The sequence below is a fragment of the Halococcus sp. PRR34 genome, from assembly GCF_028617175.1.
In the GTDB taxonomy this organism is placed as follows: domain Archaea; phylum Halobacteriota; class Halobacteria; order Halobacteriales; family Halococcaceae; genus Halococcus; species Halococcus salifodinae.
On record NZ_JAQJDA010000002.1, the window covers coordinates 287400 to 305348 of the forward strand.

The 17949-nt window shown below is 66.7% G+C and carries 19 protein-coding genes; 8 read left to right on the plus strand and 11 right to left on the minus strand.

Features of this window, described 5'->3' with window-relative positions; all coding sequences use genetic code 11:
• Window positions 1–247: 247 nt before the first annotated feature.
• Together PHA81_RS04715 and purL are read right to left on the minus strand one after the other, a co-directional pair.
• A complete protein-coding gene (locus PHA81_RS04715; RefSeq protein WP_005044694.1) occupies window positions 248–826 on the minus strand; it encodes a DUF998 domain-containing protein in 579 nt (192 codons plus the stop codon).
• A gap of 69 nt (window positions 827–895) precedes the next feature.
• The gene (gene purL, locus PHA81_RS04720) at window positions 896–3139 is read right to left on the minus strand and encodes a phosphoribosylformylglycinamidine synthase subunit PurL (RefSeq protein WP_005044696.1); all 2244 of its coding nucleotides are present in this window, start codon (window positions 3137–3139) and stop codon (window positions 896–898) included.
• A gap of 737 nt (window positions 3140–3876) precedes the next feature.
• On the opposite strand from purL, the gene PHA81_RS04725 reads away from it, so the two are divergent.
• Window positions 3877–4563, plus strand: a complete 687-nt coding sequence (locus PHA81_RS04725; protein ID WP_005044698.1) for a PHP domain-containing protein — start codon at window positions 3877–3879, stop codon at window positions 4561–4563.
• Window positions 4564–4698: 135 nt separating this feature from the next.
• Window positions 4699–5769, plus strand: a complete 1071-nt coding sequence (locus PHA81_RS04730; protein WP_005044701.1) for a phytoene/squalene synthase family protein — start codon at window positions 4699–4701, stop codon at window positions 5767–5769.
• 77 nt (window positions 5770–5846) lie between these two features.
• Here PHA81_RS04730 and PHA81_RS04735 read toward each other — a convergent pair whose 3' ends face one another.
• Both PHA81_RS04735 and PHA81_RS04740 read right to left on the minus strand, forming a co-directional pair.
• Window positions 5847–6323, minus strand: coding sequence for an NUDIX domain-containing protein (locus PHA81_RS04735; protein ID WP_005044703.1), 477 nt, complete (start codon window positions 6321–6323; stop codon window positions 5847–5849).
• A 68-nt stretch (window positions 6324–6391) separates the two neighbouring features.
• A complete protein-coding gene (locus PHA81_RS04740) occupies window positions 6392–7405 on the minus strand; it encodes a transcription initiation factor IIB (RefSeq protein WP_273835511.1) in 1014 nt (337 codons plus the stop codon).
• 207 nt (window positions 7406–7612) lie between these two features.
• On the opposite strand from PHA81_RS04740, the gene PHA81_RS04745 reads away from it, so the two are divergent.
• The 5 genes from PHA81_RS04745 (at window position 7613) to PHA81_RS04765 (ending at window position 12748) form a co-directional block, all read left to right on the plus strand.
• A complete protein-coding gene (locus tag PHA81_RS04745) occupies window positions 7613–8194 on the plus strand; it encodes an IS6 family transposase (RefSeq protein ID WP_273835513.1) in 582 nt (193 codons plus the stop codon).
• 120 nt (window positions 8195–8314) lie between these two features.
• Window positions 8315–9676 (plus strand): DNA polymerase IV, encoded by a 1362-nt coding sequence (dinB, locus tag PHA81_RS04750; RefSeq protein WP_005044711.1) that lies wholly within the window; start codon window positions 8315–8317, stop codon window positions 9674–9676.
• Window positions 9677–9706: 30 nt separating this feature from the next.
• Window positions 9707–10267, plus strand: coding sequence for a DUF420 domain-containing protein (locus PHA81_RS04755; RefSeq protein WP_005044713.1), 561 nt, complete (start codon window positions 9707–9709; stop codon window positions 10265–10267).
• A gap of 118 nt (window positions 10268–10385) precedes the next feature.
• Window positions 10386–12026, plus strand: coding sequence for a hypothetical protein (locus PHA81_RS04760; RefSeq protein WP_241430409.1), 1641 nt, complete (start codon window positions 10386–10388; stop codon window positions 12024–12026).
• 95 nt (window positions 12027–12121) lie between these two features.
• The gene (locus PHA81_RS04765) at window positions 12122–12748 is read left to right on the plus strand and encodes a uracil-DNA glycosylase family protein (protein ID WP_005044716.1); all 627 of its coding nucleotides are present in this window, start codon (window positions 12122–12124) and stop codon (window positions 12746–12748) included.
• 176 nt (window positions 12749–12924) lie between these two features.
• Here PHA81_RS04765 and psmA read toward each other — a convergent pair whose 3' ends face one another.
• Genes psmA through PHA81_RS04795 form a run of 6 tightly spaced genes read right to left on the minus strand, consistent with a single transcriptional unit; the run spans window position 12925 to window position 16195 of the window.
• Window positions 12925–13674, minus strand: coding sequence for an archaeal proteasome endopeptidase complex subunit alpha (gene psmA / locus PHA81_RS04770; RefSeq protein WP_005044718.1), 750 nt, complete (start codon window positions 13672–13674; stop codon window positions 12925–12927).
• A 3-nt stretch (window positions 13675–13677) separates the two neighbouring features.
• A complete protein-coding gene (locus PHA81_RS04775) occupies window positions 13678–14154 on the minus strand; it encodes an Rpp14/Pop5 family protein (RefSeq protein ID WP_005044720.1) in 477 nt (158 codons plus the stop codon).
• Window positions 14151–14837: a class I SAM-dependent methyltransferase gene (locus PHA81_RS04780; RefSeq protein WP_005044723.1), complete on the minus strand. Its 687-nt coding sequence runs from the start codon at window positions 14835–14837 to the stop codon at window positions 14151–14153. The genes PHA81_RS04775 and PHA81_RS04780 overlap by 4 nt, the downstream gene beginning before the upstream one ends.
• Complete coding sequence (locus tag PHA81_RS04785) at window positions 14821–15549, minus strand: RNase P subunit p30 family protein (RefSeq protein ID WP_005044725.1); 729 nt, start codon at window positions 15547–15549, stop codon at window positions 14821–14823. The genes PHA81_RS04780 and PHA81_RS04785 overlap by 17 nt, the downstream gene beginning before the upstream one ends.
• Window positions 15550–15975, minus strand: coding sequence for an RNA-binding protein (locus PHA81_RS04790; protein ID WP_005044726.1), 426 nt, complete (start codon window positions 15973–15975; stop codon window positions 15550–15552).
• A gap of 37 nt (window positions 15976–16012) precedes the next feature.
• Window positions 16013–16195, minus strand: a complete 183-nt coding sequence (locus PHA81_RS04795) for a DUF1918 domain-containing protein (RefSeq protein ID WP_005044728.1) — start codon at window positions 16193–16195, stop codon at window positions 16013–16015.
• A 179-nt stretch (window positions 16196–16374) separates the two neighbouring features.
• Between PHA81_RS04795 and PHA81_RS04800 the strand changes: the two genes are divergently transcribed.
• Window positions 16375–16929 carry an NUDIX domain-containing protein gene (locus tag PHA81_RS04800; protein ID WP_273835526.1) on the plus strand — a complete coding sequence of 185 codons (555 nt, stop codon included), beginning with the start codon at window positions 16375–16377 and terminating at the stop codon, window positions 16927–16929.
• A 40-nt stretch (window positions 16930–16969) separates the two neighbouring features.
• On the opposite strand, the gene PHA81_RS04805 is transcribed toward PHA81_RS04800, so the two are convergent.
• Window positions 16970–17785: an MOSC N-terminal beta barrel domain-containing protein gene (locus PHA81_RS04805; RefSeq protein WP_005044732.1), complete on the minus strand. Its 816-nt coding sequence runs from the start codon at window positions 17783–17785 to the stop codon at window positions 16970–16972.
• Window positions 17786–17949 lie beyond the last annotated feature (164 nt).

Here is a 17949-nt window from a genome sequence, read left to right on the forward strand (position 1 = left end):
ACCGCCGGCGTCGACTGCCGCGGACGACGCTCCCTCGCCATCGGGCCACAACGTTCGCCGGAAACGGCTCGCCGTGACCCTCTCTTCGACCGTCGGCCACACAAAGCTTATTACAATACCTCGAAAAACGTTCAGATGGAGCCCGACTGGCTCCGCATCGACGGGGACGACTCCGCTGCCTGGCATCATACCCTCCCCCTCCCCTTTCGTCCCCGTTTTTCCGCCACACAGCGCCGCTGACCGTCGGCTACGCCCGAATTTCGGACGAGCGGAGCTGCAACGCGACTCCCCACACCCAGATCGCGAACAGCACTGCGCCGATCGCTTCGGGGATCGCGAGCCCCGATCCAGGACGGACACCGGTGCTCCACGCGGCCCACGAGCCGATGTGGACGAGCGCGAGCCCGAGGGCGGCGAGACCCCACGTCCGCGCGCCCGCTCGAAGCGCCCCGATCCCGTCGACCAGCATCGTCAGGGTCGCCCCGAGATAGAAACTGAGCGCGACCGGGAAGTGAAGCGGGTGTCCCGACCGGAAAACCCCAACAAGCGCCATCGAGACGGCCGTGAGACCGAACACCGCTCCCAGAGTCGATCGACCATCGGCTGCGAGCACCCACGCGAGCGGGAGCGCGAGCACGCCGCCGGCGACGAGACCGCCGTTGAACGCGAGCGCGCTCGCGGGCGTCACGCCGAGGTCCGAGAGTGCACTTCCTGCCCACGAGAACGTCGGTGAGAGGGCGGTTCCGAGAAAGATCGATCCGAGCGCGACGACCGGAGCGAGCGCACCCGAGACCACGACGAGACGCCGATCGAGCGAACCGTTCACGCGCAGATCTCCCGACGCGGCGGACGAAACAGTTGTGGTACGCCGTCGTCGTTCTCGCGGTCCGTCCGCTCAGTCCATCTCGCGATCGAGCACTGCCCGACGTTCGGCGACCGTCTCGGCCGACATCGAGAGTTCGGTGTCGCCGACGCTCGCTTCGAGTCGGCCGGTGTCGGTCGTCGACCCGAGTTCGTGGACCGGCGCGACGCCCGTGAACGCCTCGCGGACCGCCTCCGGGTCCCGGGTCTCGATCACTGCCCGGCCTGGCTGTTCGTGAAAGAGGTGCTCGGCCGGACTTGCTGGGCCCTCGATCTCGACAGCCGCACCCACAGCCGGCGTGACCATCTCCGCGAGCGTCACCGCCAACCCCCCGTGGCTCGCGTCGTGGACCGCGGTCGTCGCCTCGTGAGTCGCCACCGTCGCGAGCGCTTCGACGAGCGCGGCCGGATTCGCCGGCAGCGAGGCGAATCGGTCGGAGCCCTCCGGAGCGAGATACGCCGATCCGCCGAGTCCTGCCTGTTCGCCGTCGAGAACGCGATCGCCGACCACGAGGAGCGCCCCCTTGCCAGCGAGCGCGGTCGACGGCCCGGCGTCGGCGTGCGTCGGTCCCTCGTTGGCGTTCGTCGGTCCTTCGTCGGTGCTTGCGTCCTGGCCGTCGTCGTCCCATGCTCGCGTGCCGACCATCGCGAGCGTCGGTGTCGGCGGGATCGGGCCCGCCACCGAGTCGTTGTAGAGCGAGACGTTGCCGCCCACGACCGGCACCGAGAGGTCGCTGCACATCTCGGCGAGGCCGTCGACGATCGCCGAAAAGCCGCCGTAGACGTCGGGGTTCTCGGGGTTGCCGCCGTTGAGACAGTCGACGGCGGCGAGCGGCTTTGCCCCTGTGGCGGCGAGATTCGTGGCGTTTTCGAGCGCGATCGCGCACGCACCCTCGTAGGGGGCGGCGCTCGTCCAGCGCGGCTCCGCGCCCGCCGAGATCGCGAGGCCGACGCCGGCCTCGTGGAGGTCCATCACCGCCGCGTCGTCGCCCGGTCGGACGGCGGTCCGAAGCCCGACTTCGTGATCGTACTGGCGGTAGACCCACTCCTTACTCGCGGTGTTCGGATCGCTCAGAACCCGCTCGAACGCCGAATCGACCGGGCTGCCGGGGAGATCGCGCTCGGGTTGCGTGGGTGGTTCGGCGGGAAGGTCGTTCATCGGTGCGCCGTCGGCGAGGTAGGTCGCGGGGACGTCGACGACGGTCTCACTGTCGAACGAACAGGTGTAGTTCCCCCCGGAAATCTCACCGATGACCGAACATCCCAGATCGAACCGCTCGGCGATCTCCTGCACTCGATCGGTGTCCTCCGGTCGGACCTCGTAACACATCCGTTCCTGAGACTCGGCGAGCAGGATTTCGGTCGCGTTCATCCCCGGCTCGCGCCGGTGGACTGCTTCCAGATCGATCTCGGCCCCGAAACCCCCCTTGGCGATCAGTTCGGAGGATGCTCCGCCGAGTCCGGCGGCTCCAAGATCCCGCGCCGCCTGCACGAGGTCCTCGTCGATCAGCGCCTCGTTCGCCTCGATCAGGAGTTTTTCAGTATAGGGATCGCCGACCTGAACCGCCGGTCGATCCTCGGTTTCGGCGTCCTCCGCGAGGTCCTCACTCGCGAAACTCGCCCCGCCCAGTCCGTCGCGCCCCGTGGCGTTCCCGACGAGCACTAGCTTGTTCCCCGCGCGCTGTGCCTCGGCGGTAACGAGCCGATCCGCAGAGAGGAGGCCTGCACACGCCACGTTCACGAGGGGGTTGCCCTCGTAGTCGGGATGAAACGCGACGCTGCCGCCGACGGTCGGCACGCCGATCGCGTTGCCGTAGTCCGCGATCCCCTCCACGACGCCGTCGAACAGATAGCGGGAGTGTTCGGCGTCGAACGCACCGAAGTAGAGCGAGTCGGTCAGCGCGATCGGGTACGCCCCCATCGAGAGCGTGTCGCGGACGATCCCGCCGACGCCCGTCGCCGCGCCGTCGTACGGATCGACGTACGAGGGATGGTTGTGGCTCTCGATCCCGAGCGTGACGTAGAGGTTGTCGATGTCGTCGTTCCCATCCGCACCGTCGGTTCCATCGGGCGTCGGCACGGCCACCACGGCGGCGTCGTCGCCTGGGCCGATCACCACGTCCTCACTATCGCTGTCGAACGCCGACAGTAGTGGGCGCGAGGAGCGGTACGCACAGTGTTCACTCCAGAGATTCTCGAACAGTGCGGCCTCCGCCGGCGTCGGCTCGCGGCCGAGCTCCGCGACGATCCGCTCGCGGTCGGCCTCGGGAAGGGGCATATCCGTGCATTCGCGACATCGAGTAAAGCGCTTGTGATGGCCCGAGAGCACGGGACCGTCGCAGTGGGCTGAGTTACTGTCGGGCAAGACCGGTCGAACGACAGCACGAGTTCGGCGACGATGGCTGACTCGTCTACGACGATCATGACTCACATGAGAGGCCGCAGGCCACGCCCTCCCCAACCGATTCCTTCGCTCGCTCACTCCGTTCGCTCGGCTCAGTCATCCACCGTCAGAGCGACGCTCTGACGAGCCTGCACTCGCTGCTCACGGCTCGCTTCGTCTGCTCGCGGGCGAAGCCCGCTCGCATGGTCCGAGGGACCGAAGGTCCCTCGCTACTCGCCGTTCGCATTCGAGGTCGTCCGAGAGAGCGAAGCTCTCTCGTGATGACGAAAGACGCGAAGCGTCTTTCGAACCACGCTCACTCCGTTCGCGCCTCGCACCGCTCGCGCAGACCTCGCACGAGTCGCGCGTCTTCGGCGTGCTCACGGGTCGGCCCTCCCCGTTCGCGTCCGCGGCCCTCCCTTCGGTCGCGCCGCGCTCCGCTCCCGCGCTCACGGGTCGCTGCGCTCCTCGTTCGCGCATTCGGCGGCGCTCGCTCCGTTCGCGCCGCCCGCGCGCCACCGCCCCTAAAAGTGACGGCATTGCGAACACAAGTGTACCCATGCAGTCCGGCTGGTGACGGGGGAACGTTGGGAACCGGGACGCTTTTGCTCTACCGACCGATGATCTCACCCGTGCTGTCGGCCGAGCTCCACTGTCACTCAGAACTCTCCTTCGACGGCCGTGATCCGGTCGACCTTCTGCTCTCCCAGGCCGAGGCCGTCGGTCTCGATGTGCTCGCCGTCACCGACCACGACGAGATCGACGCCAGCCTCGCGGCCGCCGAGCGGGCGTCGGACTACGGTCTCATCGGGATTCCCGGCTCCGAGGTGAGTAGCGCCGCCGGCCACGTGCTCGCGCTCGGAATTGACGAACGGGTTCCCGCGGGGCTGCCGTTCGAGGAGACCCTCGCGCGCATCCGCGAGCAGGACGGGATCGCGGTCGTTCCCCATCCGTTCCAGCGCTCGCGCAGCGGCGTCGCCCCCCACATCACCCGCGACACGCTCGCGAGCGCCGACGCGATCGAGACGTACAACTCCCGGCTGCTCACCGGGCGCTCGAACCGCCGGGCCGAGCGCTTTGCGGAGACGAACGATCTCCCGATGACGGCGGGCAGCGACGCCCACATCGCGGAGCTCGTCGGTCAAGCCGTCACGGAGATCGACGCCGACGAGCGGTCGGTCGAAGGTGTGCTCGACGCGATCCGTGCGGGCCGCACCAGAGTGGTCGGCAAGCGGACCCCGTGGCGGATCAGTTTCCGCCAGGCGAGCGGCGGCGTCAAACGCCGGATCAAGAACCGACTCGCGAGCGTCTTCGGGTAGGGGTTCGGTGTGGTGTCGCTCGGACGATCCGCGACGACCAATCGTCGACACGGTTGTGGACCGGGCGACGATCGGTCGAAAACGGGCGTTCGTTTCTCAGGGCTTTTGTAGCTCAACCCCGAACATCGGGGCGAGATGACTGCTGGCTCCGGCGAGTCGACGGACGCGGAGCGTCGACAGTGGTGTCACGATGCGCTCGACGGGACCTCGCGCACGTTCGCCATCACCGTCGACGTGCTCGACGAGCCGATGGCCACCCAGATCTGCGTCAGCTATCTCCTCTGTCGCGTCGCCGACACCGTCGAGGACGCCGGCCACATTCCCTCCGATGTCCAGGTCGATCTGTTAGAGACGTACGACCGCGCGCTCGATCCCGACGACACGACCGGGATCGAGGCGTTCGCCGAAGCAGTCGAGCCGTGGCTCCCCGCCGATCCCGACGCCGACTGGACCGTGGTCGCTCGTGCCCCGCGCGTCGTCCGGGCATTCGAGGACCTCGATCCGAGCGCGCGCGAGGCAGCCCGCGATCCCATCCGCGAACTCGTCTCCGGGATGGCGATGTTCGTCGAACGCTACGCCGATACCGAGGGCATTCGAATCGAAACCGTCGACGAACTGGAGGAGTACTGCTGGTACGTCGCGGGTACGATCGGGACGCTGATCACGAACCTCCTCGCACGGGACGCCTCCCCGGAGCGGACGCGCCAACTCCGTGAGAACGACCGCTCGTTCGCCCTCCTGCTCCAGCTCGTGAATGTCGCGAAGGACGTCACCGACGACTACCGCGAGGAGAACAACGTCTATCTCCCCGCGACGTGGCTCCGCGAGCACGGCGTCGAGCCCGACGGGGTCTGTGACCCCGAGAACACCTCCGCGGTCGCGAGCGTGATCCGGCGGGTCGCCGACCACGCGTCGGGCTACGTCGACGGCGCGCGAACCTACCTCGAAGCGACGCCCGAGACCCGCGGCAACACGCTCGCGGCGTGGACCGTCCCTTACCTGCTCGCGGTCGGCACCCTCCGCGAACTCGACGAGCGTGCCGAGGACGTCGTCCGTGATGGGGGTGTGAAGATCTCGCGAGCGGAGGTACTCGCGATCGTCGATCGCTTCTCGGACGGCGTCGACCGTGCCGCGATCGAACGGCTCCGAACACAGATCGCCGCCGCGCCCTTCCACCAGCACGCAAAACGCCAGCAGTCGAACTGATCGTTCATCGAACTGAGCGCTCACGATCGATTTTCTGCCCCCGCCCCCGGTCGCGACAGCAGCCCCACTCGATCCCATCAGATGTCGTTCCCGACGGTAGCGATGGCTTCACAACCGATCTGCACCGTGTCGGCGTCGAGGTCACTCGTGTGGAGATCGTCGGACGCGTACCACGCCCACGCGTCCGATCCGGGCTCGTCGTCGCCCGCGGGTTCGATCTCGCGACGATCCACACGGGCGAAGTAGACGAGATCGATATGCTGGTGGCTCACTCGACCATCGGGATGCACGTCGACGTCGTAGAGCATCCGGTACCGCGGCTGTGGGAGCGCCCGTCCGGCAGGCGCGTCGATGTCCGGCACGCTGGCGACGAGATCGGCGTCGAGCCCCGTCTCCTCGTGGACCTCACGGAGTCCCGCCTCGTACGGTAGTTCGTCACGGTCGACGTGGCCGCCCGGTGGGATCGTGATACCGAGTCGAGGATGTTCGTGGAGCGCCGTCGCTCCGTCGTTGACGACGTACACCGTCGCCGTGAGATGGCGGGTCGTTTCCATGATCGACGAACACGACGGTCCGGTTTCGGCTTTGCGACACGCGAACGAGCGGCTGAGGAGAACGCGATCTACGGAGCCTGAACCTGCTCTTCGGCTTCGAGGAGTTCGTGATATCGGTTGCGGATGGTGACTTCGGAGATGTCGGCGACTTCCGAAACAGCGCCCTGGGTGACTTTCTCGTTGGTGAGGAGCGCAGCGGCGTAGACCGCAGCAGCCGCCAGCCCGACGGGGCTCTTCCCGCTGTGGACGCCCTCTTCTTTGGCAGTGTCGAGGAGCTGTCGGGCGCGGCGCTCGGACTCCTCGGAGAGGTCGAGATCGGAGGCGAAGCGGGGGACGTAGCTCGCGGGGTCGGCGGGCCGGATCTCCAGGCCGAGCTCGCGTGCCACGTACCGGTACGTCCGGGCGACCTCGCTCTTTTCGACCCGAGAGACGGTAGCGATTTCGTCAAGCGAGCGAGGGGTACCGGCCTGCCGTGCCGCCGCATACAGCGCACTGGTCGAGACACCCTCGATGGAGCGCCCAGGCAGAAGGTCCTCGTCGAGCGCGCGGCGGTAGATGACGCTCGCGGTCTCGCGCACGCTGTCGGGAAGCCCCAGAGCGGAGGCCATCCGATCGATCTCGCCGAGGGCCTGTTTGAGGTTTCGCTCCTTGGAGTCGCGGGTGCGGAAGCGCTCGTTCCAGGTGCGGAGGCGCTGCATTTTCTGGCGCTGACGGCTGGAGAGACTGTTGCCGTAGGCGTCCTTGTCCTGCCAGCCGATGTTGGTCGAGAGGCCCTTGTCGTGCATCATGTTCGTGGTGGGCGCACCCACTCGCGACTTCTGATCGCGCTCGGCGGAGTCGAAGGCGCGCCACTCGGGGCCGCGATCGATCTCGTCGGCCTCGACGACGAGTCCGCAGTCAGTACAGACGGTCTCGCCGTGTTCGGTGTCGCTGACTAGTCGGCCGCTACACTCCGGACACACCAGCTCGTCCTCGGGGGCCTCCTCTTCGTGTTCTCGTTCCTGATCTACCTCACTTTCGCGTTCGGTTTCGGCGTCGCTCTCCTCCTCGGCCTCTCGTGTGCGTTCGCGCGTATCGGCCATGATGCTGGATGCTCGAATGGTGTGATCGACGACACTACAGAACGTTCGAAGTGTTTTTCAGTTTGGGGTCGAGCAATATAACTCCTTCGCTGGTTCTCAGGGCGGTGTTCAGATACGGCTGAACAGTGAGGCGCGGTGTGATTTCAGTGATCCATGCGGAAATCCACCCGCCTCAACGGTTGTTTGGACGAGATCGAGTGAGGTTTTGTGAAGCGAGAAGCAACGCCACGACTGTTGATGAAGCTCGGAATCCAGTTGCATCTCGCCGGTCTTTCGCTTTTAAATACTGTCTCGATTCTCGATGTGTTCGGCGTTAGTCGCGCTCGATCCACGATCAATAACTGGGTTCACAAGGCGGAGTTACAGCCAGAGTCCGGCAGGACGCCGGATCACGTCGCGGTCGACGAGACCGTGATCCGACTCGACGACGAGCGCTACTGGCTGTACGCTGCGGTCGATCCCGAGTCGAACGAACTGCTGCACACGAAGCTTGATCCCACCAGAAACACCGCTCTCGCTCTGGCTTCTCCGCCGAACTCCGTGAGAAGCACCACGTCGATGACGCCACGTTTCTCATCGACGGCGCAACACCGCTACACGAAGCCTGCCGCCGCCGACAGCCTCGATTTCCGCTCCGAACGACACGGAAATCGTAACAGCGCCGGACGTGTCTTCCGCGAGGGAAAACGACGTACCGCCTCGTTCTCGAACTGTTTCAGTCATGCCGGCGCAGCAACTGCCGACGAGTGGTTGCGATCGTTCGCCGTCGCATCGAATCTGCGTATCTGAACACTACCCTGGGAAAACGACAGTTTCGACGATCCATCGACCCTCGATTCAGTGCCATCACGGAACGCCGTACGTCCAGCGAGTCCGAACGCTCATGACGACCGCCGGCCTCCTTGATGTATGGCCGAGCGTGGCGATCCGCGCCTGCCGGGCGTCGCTGACGACGACCCCGACCGCGTGATCTGTCACGTCGACATGGACTGTTTTTACGCCGCGTGCGAGCGCCTCCGCAAGCCGGAGCTGCGTGGTGAGCCCGTGGTCGTCGGGATGGGCTACGAACCCGGCGAGTCCCACGGTGCGGTTGCGACTGCGAGCTACGAGGCCCGTGCCCACGGGATCGAGAGCGCACAGGGGATCACGACGGCGCTCGACCGCCTTCCGCGCGTCGAAGACGTCGACGATCCCGACGACACCGACGCGGTGGGTCACTACTGTGCGGTCGACATGGAGTTTTACGAAACCATAAGTGACGAGGTACGATCCGTCCTCGACGACTGCGCCGACACCGTCCGGGCGGTGAGCATCGACGAAGCGTATCTCGACGTCACCGACCGCACAGGATGGGAGCGCGTCAACGACCGGACGCTCGCCGAGGGGTACGCCCGCCACGTGAAAGAGCGCATCCACGAGTCCGTGGGTGTGGTCGCGAGCGTCGGCGTCGCGCCCACGATGAGCGCCGCGAAGGTCGCGAGCGACCACGACAAACCCGACGGGCTCGTGGTCGTCGAACCCGGCGAAGTCCGCGAGTTCTTCGCGCCGCTCGATGTCGAGGCCGTTCACGGGGTGGGGCCCGTCACGGCCCGCGAACTCCGCGAGATCGAGATCGAGACTGCGGGCGATCTCGCGGCGGCCGATCCCGACGTACTCGCCCCCTTCGGCGAGCGCGGTCGGGAGATTTGGGAATTCGCCCGAGGCGACGACCACAGGCCGGTGACGCCCGTCGGTCGGCCGAAGAGTCTCTCGCGTGAGTCGGCGTTCACCGAGGCGACCGCCGACACCGACGCGAAACGCGACCGAGTGACGACGCTCGCGGCGGCGGTCGCCGACCGTGCCGACCGCGAGGACGCGCTCTACCAGACGATCGGTATCAAGGTCGTGACGCCGCCGTTCGACGTCAACACCCGCGCACGCTCGCTGCCCGGTCCCGTGGCCGACGCCGATCTCGTCGACGATGTCGCGCTCTCCTTGCTCTCCGAGTTCCACGAGGCCGACGTCAGAAAGCTCGGCGTCCGGGTCTCGAACCTCGCGTTCGCTGCGGGCGAACAGTCCGACCTCGACGGCTGGGAGACGGTCGAGCCCGTTGACGAACAGGCCGACGGCCGATCGGACGGCGGAACCGATCCGACCGACGAGACCGGATCAATAGGCGCGGCCGAACTGACGGAGTGGACGAACGAAGATTCGAACACCGACGAGGAACGCTCCGGCGCTGGGTCGAGCCAGGGACAGCGAACCCTCGGTGAGTTCGACGCAGACGGGTAGGTACAAGGGTTTCACGAGCCAATCGGAGCTATGGAGCTCCGCGCTCGCGATCACGTCCCCGCGCTGACCGGTGTGCTCTCCGCGATCTCGCTCGCGCTCGTGTTCGGAGCCGTTCTCGGGGCCCTCCCCGTCGAATCGCTCCCGCGCGTCCCCGCCGGAATCGTCGACGCGATCCCGCACGTGAACGCCGCCATCAGCCTCGTCGCCATCGGCACCATCACGACCGCGTGGCGCGCCATCCGTCGCGGCAACGTCGACCGCCACCGCGCGCTCATGCTGGCGTCGCTCGTTTTGTTCGTCGCCTTTCTCACCCTCTATCTCTACAGGGTCGCACTCGTGGGCACTGCGCCCTTCCCTGGCCCCGAGACGATCTACCAGTTCGTCTATCTCCCGGTCCTCGCGATCCACATCACGCTCGCGATCGTCTGTGTGCCGCTGCTGTACTACGTCCTCTTGCTCGCGCTCACGCGACCGATCGAGGAGCTCCCGCAGACGAGCCACCGCCGCATCGGGCGCGTCGCCGCGAGCCTCTGGCTGGTTTCGTTCGCTCTCGGCGTGGTGGTGTACGCGATGCTCTACGTGATCTACTGACGGTCGTTCCGGTTGGAAAGTATTTTGTTCGAGCTTACACGACCGGGTGCATGGCCGATCCGCCCCATTCTGGACCTCGATCGACGAAGCCTCCCGGCCGACCGAACGGGATGGCATCGTGACGACACTGCCTTCGGTCCGCAATGCACGTCTCGTCGCACGGATCGAGATACGGCGGTCGTGGCGCAAACTCCAGGCGAACCCCGGTCGACTCGCGCTGCTCGGGCTCGCGATGATGTTCCCCGCGTTGCTCGTCGTCGCCGCGCCGTTCGGGGCGTACTTCCTCGGACGTGCACTCCACGAGGGCGGACTCTCGTTCCCGCTCAGTCCGATCCGCGGAGTCACGACGTTTTTCCTCCTGCTCAGCGCCGTTGGCAACGCCTATCGCGTGCTCCAGCAGACCGGCGATCTCGACGAACGCGAGGGAATCTTGACCACGATCCCCGCACGCGACGCCGCTGCCGGGGTGCTCCTCACGGAGTTCGCGCGACTGCTCGTCATCGGCATCGTGCCGGTCGCCGGCGTCGCGATCGGGTTCGCACTCGGCGCGCGCTCCCCGCTCAGCGCGGTAGTGCTTCCCGGAGCGGTGCTGGGACTCGCTGCCCTCGGAGTCACCGCCGGATTCGCGCTCGGGATGGCGCTGAAGCTCGGGTTCGCCCGCTCGCAGTTCCTCGCGAGCCACAAGACCGCCATCGGCGCGGTCGCTTTTCTCGTGTACATGGCGGTCGTCTTCTTCCCACAGTTCGCGAGCATCACGGGCAGTTCGTTCGATCTCTACGCACTGCTCGGCGGGCTGCCGACAGGCTGGCTCGCGGATCTCGCGCTGCTCGGCGCGCCCGGCGCGAGCGTGAGCCCACTGCGGGCCGGATTCGCCGCAGGCACGCTACTCGTCGGCGTCCCGGCGTTCACCGGTCTCTCGATCCGGCTCGCGGGCCGGTACTGGTACGCCGACGCCATCCAGCCCGACGACGATGGCAACGCTGTGGAGGCGAGCGGGATCGACGATACACCAGTATCGATTTTCGAAGGTATCGTTGCACGGCCCACGCTCGCGGTCGCGAGGAAGACGTGGCTGCGTGCGCAGCGCGCGCCGATCACCCTCAGCTACGTGCTCTACCCGGCGTTCGTGTTCGTTGTCCCGCTTCAGAACGCCGTCCGCACGGGCGCGGTCCCGCCGACACTCCCCGCGCTCGTCGCGATCTACGGTGCGTGGATGACCGGTGCGGCGTTCGCACTCAATCCGATCGGCGACGAGAGTGCGACGCTTCCCGTCACGCTCACTGCGTCGGCATCCGGCACGCGGCTGGTCCGGGGAAAGATCCTCCCTGGAGTCGCGATCGGCGCGCCCGCAACGACGATCACGACGGTCGTCGTGGGTGCTTTCAGTCCGCTCGATGCCGTCTCGATCGCCGCTCTCGCCGTCGCCGCAGTGACGTGCTGTGTGGGTGGTTCGGGGCTCGCGGTCGGCATCGGGGCCGCCTTTCCTCGATTCGGGAGTGTAACCATCACGGGGAATCGTGAGGCGGTCGTCCCGAGCCTCACGGCGTTCGCAGTGTTCTCACTCGGCTTGTTCGTGTTCGCGCTGCCCGCTCTCGCCGTTGGTGTCCCATCGATCGCACCGGGAATCGCCACAGCCATCGACGTCTCGCCCACGACGGTAACGACGGTCGGTGTTCTGCTCACCGCGCTGTCGATCGGCGTCGTGGGCTGGCTCGCCTCCCGGTACGCCGGACGGACGATCGACGGGTACACGCTGTAGTGTTCCGGTCGCGTACCGTCGATCGATGTTTCCATGGTCGTTGGGCTCCCGTCGCGAACCGTACCACCTTTTGACCACGACTGCGGACACCGACCGTGCAGAACGTCACCGACCGCACGAGCAACCCCTTCGGGATGCGCCCGCCGTGCGAGCAGTTCGTCCCCGGCTACGGCGACGCCAACGCCGATTTCCACGTCATCGGCGATCATCCCGGCGTTCACGGTGGCGTCGAAACTGGCGTTCCCTTCACGAACGCCGCCGGCCGTCGCCTCCAACGCGTTCTCCATGCAGCCGGACTACTCGACGAACCAGACTCCGACGCCCCAACGACCGACGAGACCTTCTTCTCGTATCTCCACACCTGCGTCGCCGACGAACCCACGCCGGCGTCGTACGCCGACTGTGAGCGCTTCTTCGACGCCGAACTCCGCGCGATCAGCGCCCACGTCCTCCTCCCGGTCGGCGAGCGCGCGACCAGATACGTTCTCGAACACTACACCGCTCGCCCGGTGGCTGGCGATCTCGATATGGACGCACTCCACGCGACCGAACTCCGCGGCGGCGGCTGGCTCGTCCTCCCGGTCACCGAACTCGCGGACTGGACCGAGGACGACGCCGATCGGCTGACCCGCGCGCTCGAAACCCTCCTCGCGACCGACTACCGGCGCGAGACCGATCTCGGCCGGTTCATCCCCGGCGGTGACTCCTACCGCGTCCGGTGACGATTCCGACACCACTCACTGGCAAGCTGCTGCCGAAGACCCCACCGGCGGAACACTGACGACCGAGACGTAGCCTAGCAGCCACACTGATCGGCCAATCGGTGACAGCCGCAACGGTCGCTCACGACCCAAAACAGAACTGTGGCCCGAGAAGGGAACCGGGAACGTGGTGTCCGTTATTCCTCGGCCGACTCGTCGACGTCCAGCTCGAGTTCGTCGATGTACGAGTCGATCTCGTCGTCGTCGAGCTGGGCGAGGCGTTCGGTCTCGACGTCGACGGTGGCGACGCCGATCTCGGCGGCGTCAGGCTCGTCGTCGGTCGCGGTCGCGAGGGTTTCGAGCGCGAGCCCGACCCCGGCGTCCAGGTCCATCTCCTCGCGGTAGTTCTCTTCGAGGTGATCGAGCATCTCCGCGCGGCCTGACCCGACCGCGAGCGCCTGCCATTCGCTCGCCGTCCCCGACGGATCGGTCTCGTAGAGACGGGGTTCGCCGTCCTCGACGCCACCGATGATGAGTGCGACGCCGAACGGGCGCGCACCGCCGACCTGGGTGTACTGCTGGATGTGGTCGGTGATGTCCTTGGTGAGCGTCTCGACGCCGACCGGCTCGCCGTACCGGAGCTGGTTGACCTGGGCCTGCTGGCGGGCGAAGTCGATGAGCTGGCGGGCGTCGGCGACGTGGCCCGCGCTGGCGATACCGATGTGATCGTCGGCCTTGTGGATCTTCTCGACGCTGGAGCGCTCTTCGAGCGGCGACCGGAAGCGCTTGTCGACCGCGAGCACGACACCGTCCGGCGTCCGGACGCCGATGCTCGCCGTGCCGCGCTTGACCGCCTCGCGAGCGTACTCGACTTGATAAAGCCGCCCGTCCGGTGACCAGATCGAGACCCCGCGGTCGTAGGCCTGTTGTTGGGATTGTCCCTGCATAGTTCAGATATCGAGCGACGTCGCTCCCACGAACCCGGGTTCCCCGTGAACGTCGAATCGCCCGTTCCGCACGACAGCGGGCCGCTGTGAGTCCGCGAACACGACGTTTCTCTCGGCCGCTCCTCGGGACGCGCGACCTATATACCTTTCTTCACAGGCACGAACCGTCCCGCTCACTCCGAGCACCCGAACGCCGACCGGCGACCCCGAGATCTCGTCGACGCACGCGATCGCAGCGCGCGCCCGCTCGACCTCCCCGTGTCGCACACGGACGATCGCGGTCCCGTCTCCGTCGGCGAACGAGAAGTCGAGAACCCGGAGATCGACGTCCGCGGCTCCCGGATCGCCAAGCAGGTTCTGGGCGGCGTACCAACACGCGCGCTGGAACGCGTGTTTCCCGGGATCGGCGTCGGGCCACGCCTCGATCGCGATCGCGAGATACCGCCGGCGCGGCCGGAGGTGTTTCGGGAGGTGTTTCATTCCTCCGCGTCCGCCCCGTCCAGCCCGAACGCCCCTGACGCGCCGTCCGCAGCCGTCGCGTCGACACCGTCGCCGACTGCGGCACGTTCGGCGACCAGCACGCCGACCTGATCGTGGACGCGCTCGACCGCGGTGAGCGAAAAGCCCGCGTCGGTCAGCGCGTCCGCGAGCGTCCCGACGGTCGCGGGATCGTCGACCTCGGGGCTGTAAAACGGTGCGTCGGGATCGGCCTCGCCGAAGAGCATCACGTCGCCGAGGACGAATTTGTGGGGAGCCAGCCCCGCGATCGTCTCGATCGCCTCGCGCTTTTCGTCGTCGCTCAGGTGATGCATCGCGAAGTTCGAGACCACGATATCCACGGGATCGTCGACGGCGGGCTCTCGGAAGCTTCCCTCCGCAAGCGCGAGGTTGTCGATCCCGACCTCCTCGGCCTTCGCTTGGGCTTCGTCCATCATCCCTGCGGAGATATCTCGGCCGACGACGCGCTCGGCGTCGGGCGCGAGTGCGAGCGCGATCGCCCCCGTCCCTGTCCCGAGATCGAGCACGGTGTCGTCGGGCTCGGGGCTGGCGTGTTCCACGACGAGAGAGGCACACGCCCGGTACTCGTCGCTGTCCTGACTTTCGTCGTAGGCCGTAGCGTGATCGTCGAACCGTGCCGCGTGCTCCTCAATCGTCTTCTTCATACCGACCACGTTCGACCCCTGGCTCAATGAACGACTCGCTTAGGCGCTCACGATTCCGCGCGGCGAGTCGACTCCATTCGGCGAGCCCCCGCTCGATGTCCTCGCGATCGAACCCGATCGTCTCGCCGATCGCGAGGAGTTCGCGCGGTGCGCGGAGCTGAAGGTGGTTCTCTGGGCTCGCGCTCACCACGTACGGCGCGTCGTACTGGAAGGCGATCTCGCGGAGCTTCCGGAGGTCGGCAAGTGCCTGGACTCGCCGACCGCCGCTCAGCCGGAGCACTCGCCCGAAATCGAACTCGAAACGCACGCCGTTCCGTGCGGCCGCACGCGCGAGGACGTGGTTCACGTCGCCGTCGGCCATCGGACCGGCGAGCACGTCGACGCGGGGTTCCTCGCACGCGAAGCGGTTCAGCGCGCGTGATCCCTCGACCAGCACCAGGGTGCGCTCGTCGCGACAATCCTTGACGCGCGCGCTCGCCGCGGAAGCGTCGTCGGCCTCGATCCCGATCGCGTCAACGACATCGACGTCGTACTCCGCAGCGATCTCTTCGCCGTCCGGCCCGTCGCGATTGGATTCGTCGAGCAGTCCCGCTTCGGCTGCGTTTCGGACCACGATCCCGTCGAACTCGTACTCCGCCGCGGTCTGGGCGAGCCGTGCAGCGGTGCTCTCGCCGTCGGGAGACGCCCGGACTGCCTCGTAGTAGTTGACCATCTACGACCGCGCTTCGAGCGCGTCGGCGGCGTTCTCGACCGCCGCTTCCTTCTTCGCGGGGTAGGCTTCGATCTTCCCCCGGAGTTCGAGTCCCTCGCCCCGCTCGACCCGGCCCTTGTAGGCCGCCTGCTTGTCGAGGCGCATGAACAGCGCGCAGTTGTCGTTCACCCGGTCGCCGAGCTCGTCGCGGATCCGATCGAGGTCGAGGTCCGCGAGGCGGTCGAGAACGTGACGGACGTCGTCGGCGTTCTCGGCGCGCGCCGAGAGCACCACGATCCGGTCGCCGTGATGGCCCTCGCTCACGGCTCGGTTGATCTCGAACTCATCCGGCAGGAGGGTCCGAAGCGCGCGCTCGACACGAGCCTCGTCCTCGGTGGCGTAGCAGAACGAACGAAGATCGACGTAGTGGAAGGGAACCTCAGTCATATAGTCAGTACGGTGGTGCGGGTAAAAGGAACTGCGTTCAGTCCTCGGCGGGTTCGAGCGAGTCCTCGGGGACGCCCGATTCCTGGCCGTCCTCGAAGTTCACGGTGTAGGTCGGGTCGCCGAACATCGTCTCCATCACCTGCGTGACGGTGCCGGTTTCGCCGTCGTACTCGCTGTGCTCGTCGTGAAAGAGTACCTGATCGTCTTCCTCGAAGCTCATGGCTCCGCTACCGCTCGGTCGGATAAAAACAGCGTGGATTCGCCCGGTCGGACTCTCGCCGGCTGAACGTTTATGTCAGGGGCCGACGAACCCACCTCCATGATTTTGCATGTTCGATCACTGGTGTCGTCGAACCGTCGCAGTCCATGGAGCCCACCGCTCCGTCCCGACGCCGAACGATGACCCTCGACGAGCTCTGGTTTCTCGCCGACGAGGCCGACCAGCGCGCGGCGCGGGCCCACCACGACCTCCTCGACGGCCGCGAGCCGACAATGGAGACCACCCACCACCGTCGGGTGTCGCGACAGCGGTTTCGCACTCTCGCCGAGCGCATCCGCGAGACCGGCGCGCCGTACGGCGTACACACCATCGTCTATCAGCCATCGGGCGAACTCCTGCTGTGTCGCCACGAGGGCGTCGGACTGTGGGTCCTCCCTGGCGGCGAGATCGACGGCAACGAGGGGTTCCGGGCGGCCGCCGAGCGCGAACTCGCCGAGGAGGCCGGAATCGAGGCGCACTACGATGGCCTCGCCATCGCCGCGCGGATCGAGGTTCGGTGTGACGACCACGCCACGTGGGGCGTGATGCCAGTGTTCGCCGCCGTGGCCGAGACCACCGCCACCACGGTCGCCGATCCCGACGACGAGATCTCGGCCGCCGAGTGGTTCAGCGACCTCCCTGCCGACACTCGCGATCGTGAGGACCTGGTTGCGTGGCGCGAGCGAACGCGCTGAACGACTCCACGACGAGACGTAACGGGACTCGCTGTCGCTCTTACGCTGACTCGGAACGCTTCTCCATCGGCCGTTCGCCGAGAATCTCGACCTCGTCACCGACCGCGAGTTCTGCTCCCCAGTCCGACTGGGGAACCTGCGTGTTGAGCATCAGCCGAAAGAAGTGATCGAATCGGTCGGAATCCGTCCACTCGGGCAACGTCTCCTCGCGCTTCTCGACGAAGACCCGCTGGAACTCGTCGTGACTCTCGCCGGTGTGTGGATCGCGTGTCGGCACGACACATCGTTGACACGGGTTGATCCCCTCGAACACGACGTCACCGATCTCGAACGCGACGAGGTGGTCGTGATCCGCGAACAGACGGTCCTCCCAGAACGGCGGAACGCCGTCGATTTCGAGGTTCGCCCGCAGTCGGAGCCGCAGCTCCTCGACATCGATCTCGGGGAACCACGAGGCGACCGCACGGAGCGTCCCAGTGCTGATGAGCGTCGGTCCCGAGAGGTCGGTATCGTCGGGGAACCCGCCGGCTGTCTCCCGCTTTAGCCGGGCTGGCGGATCGAAATGGGTGCTCAGCCAGTTCTCGGCCGATTCACGATCGGCTTCGAGATCGAACCGCTCGGCACTATCGTCGCCCTCCCGACGGAGCGCGACCTCGGTGAATCCGGGGTCGAACGATGAACGGATCCGATGGACCTTCGCAGTGCGCTTCCCGTTGATGTAGCGGCCGTCGTCGTCGATCATGGCGTACTCGCGGTCGTGTTCGAGCCCGCCGTTTTCGACGATCCGTGCCGTGTCGCACGCGACGGGATCGAGCGATTTGATCGGAAAGACGGCGATGCGTGCCAATCGGACCATTCGTGTTCCGCGACGATTGCACTGTGACTGACTACCGCGTTTCGATTCGTCGTGATGCGGCCAACGCAGTCGTCTCGTCTTCCGCCTCGTTGGTGGGGCGGTTCGGTCACAGCGACGGCAGCGATCGCAATCAAGCGTACTCGTCTCACCCGGAATCGTCGCAA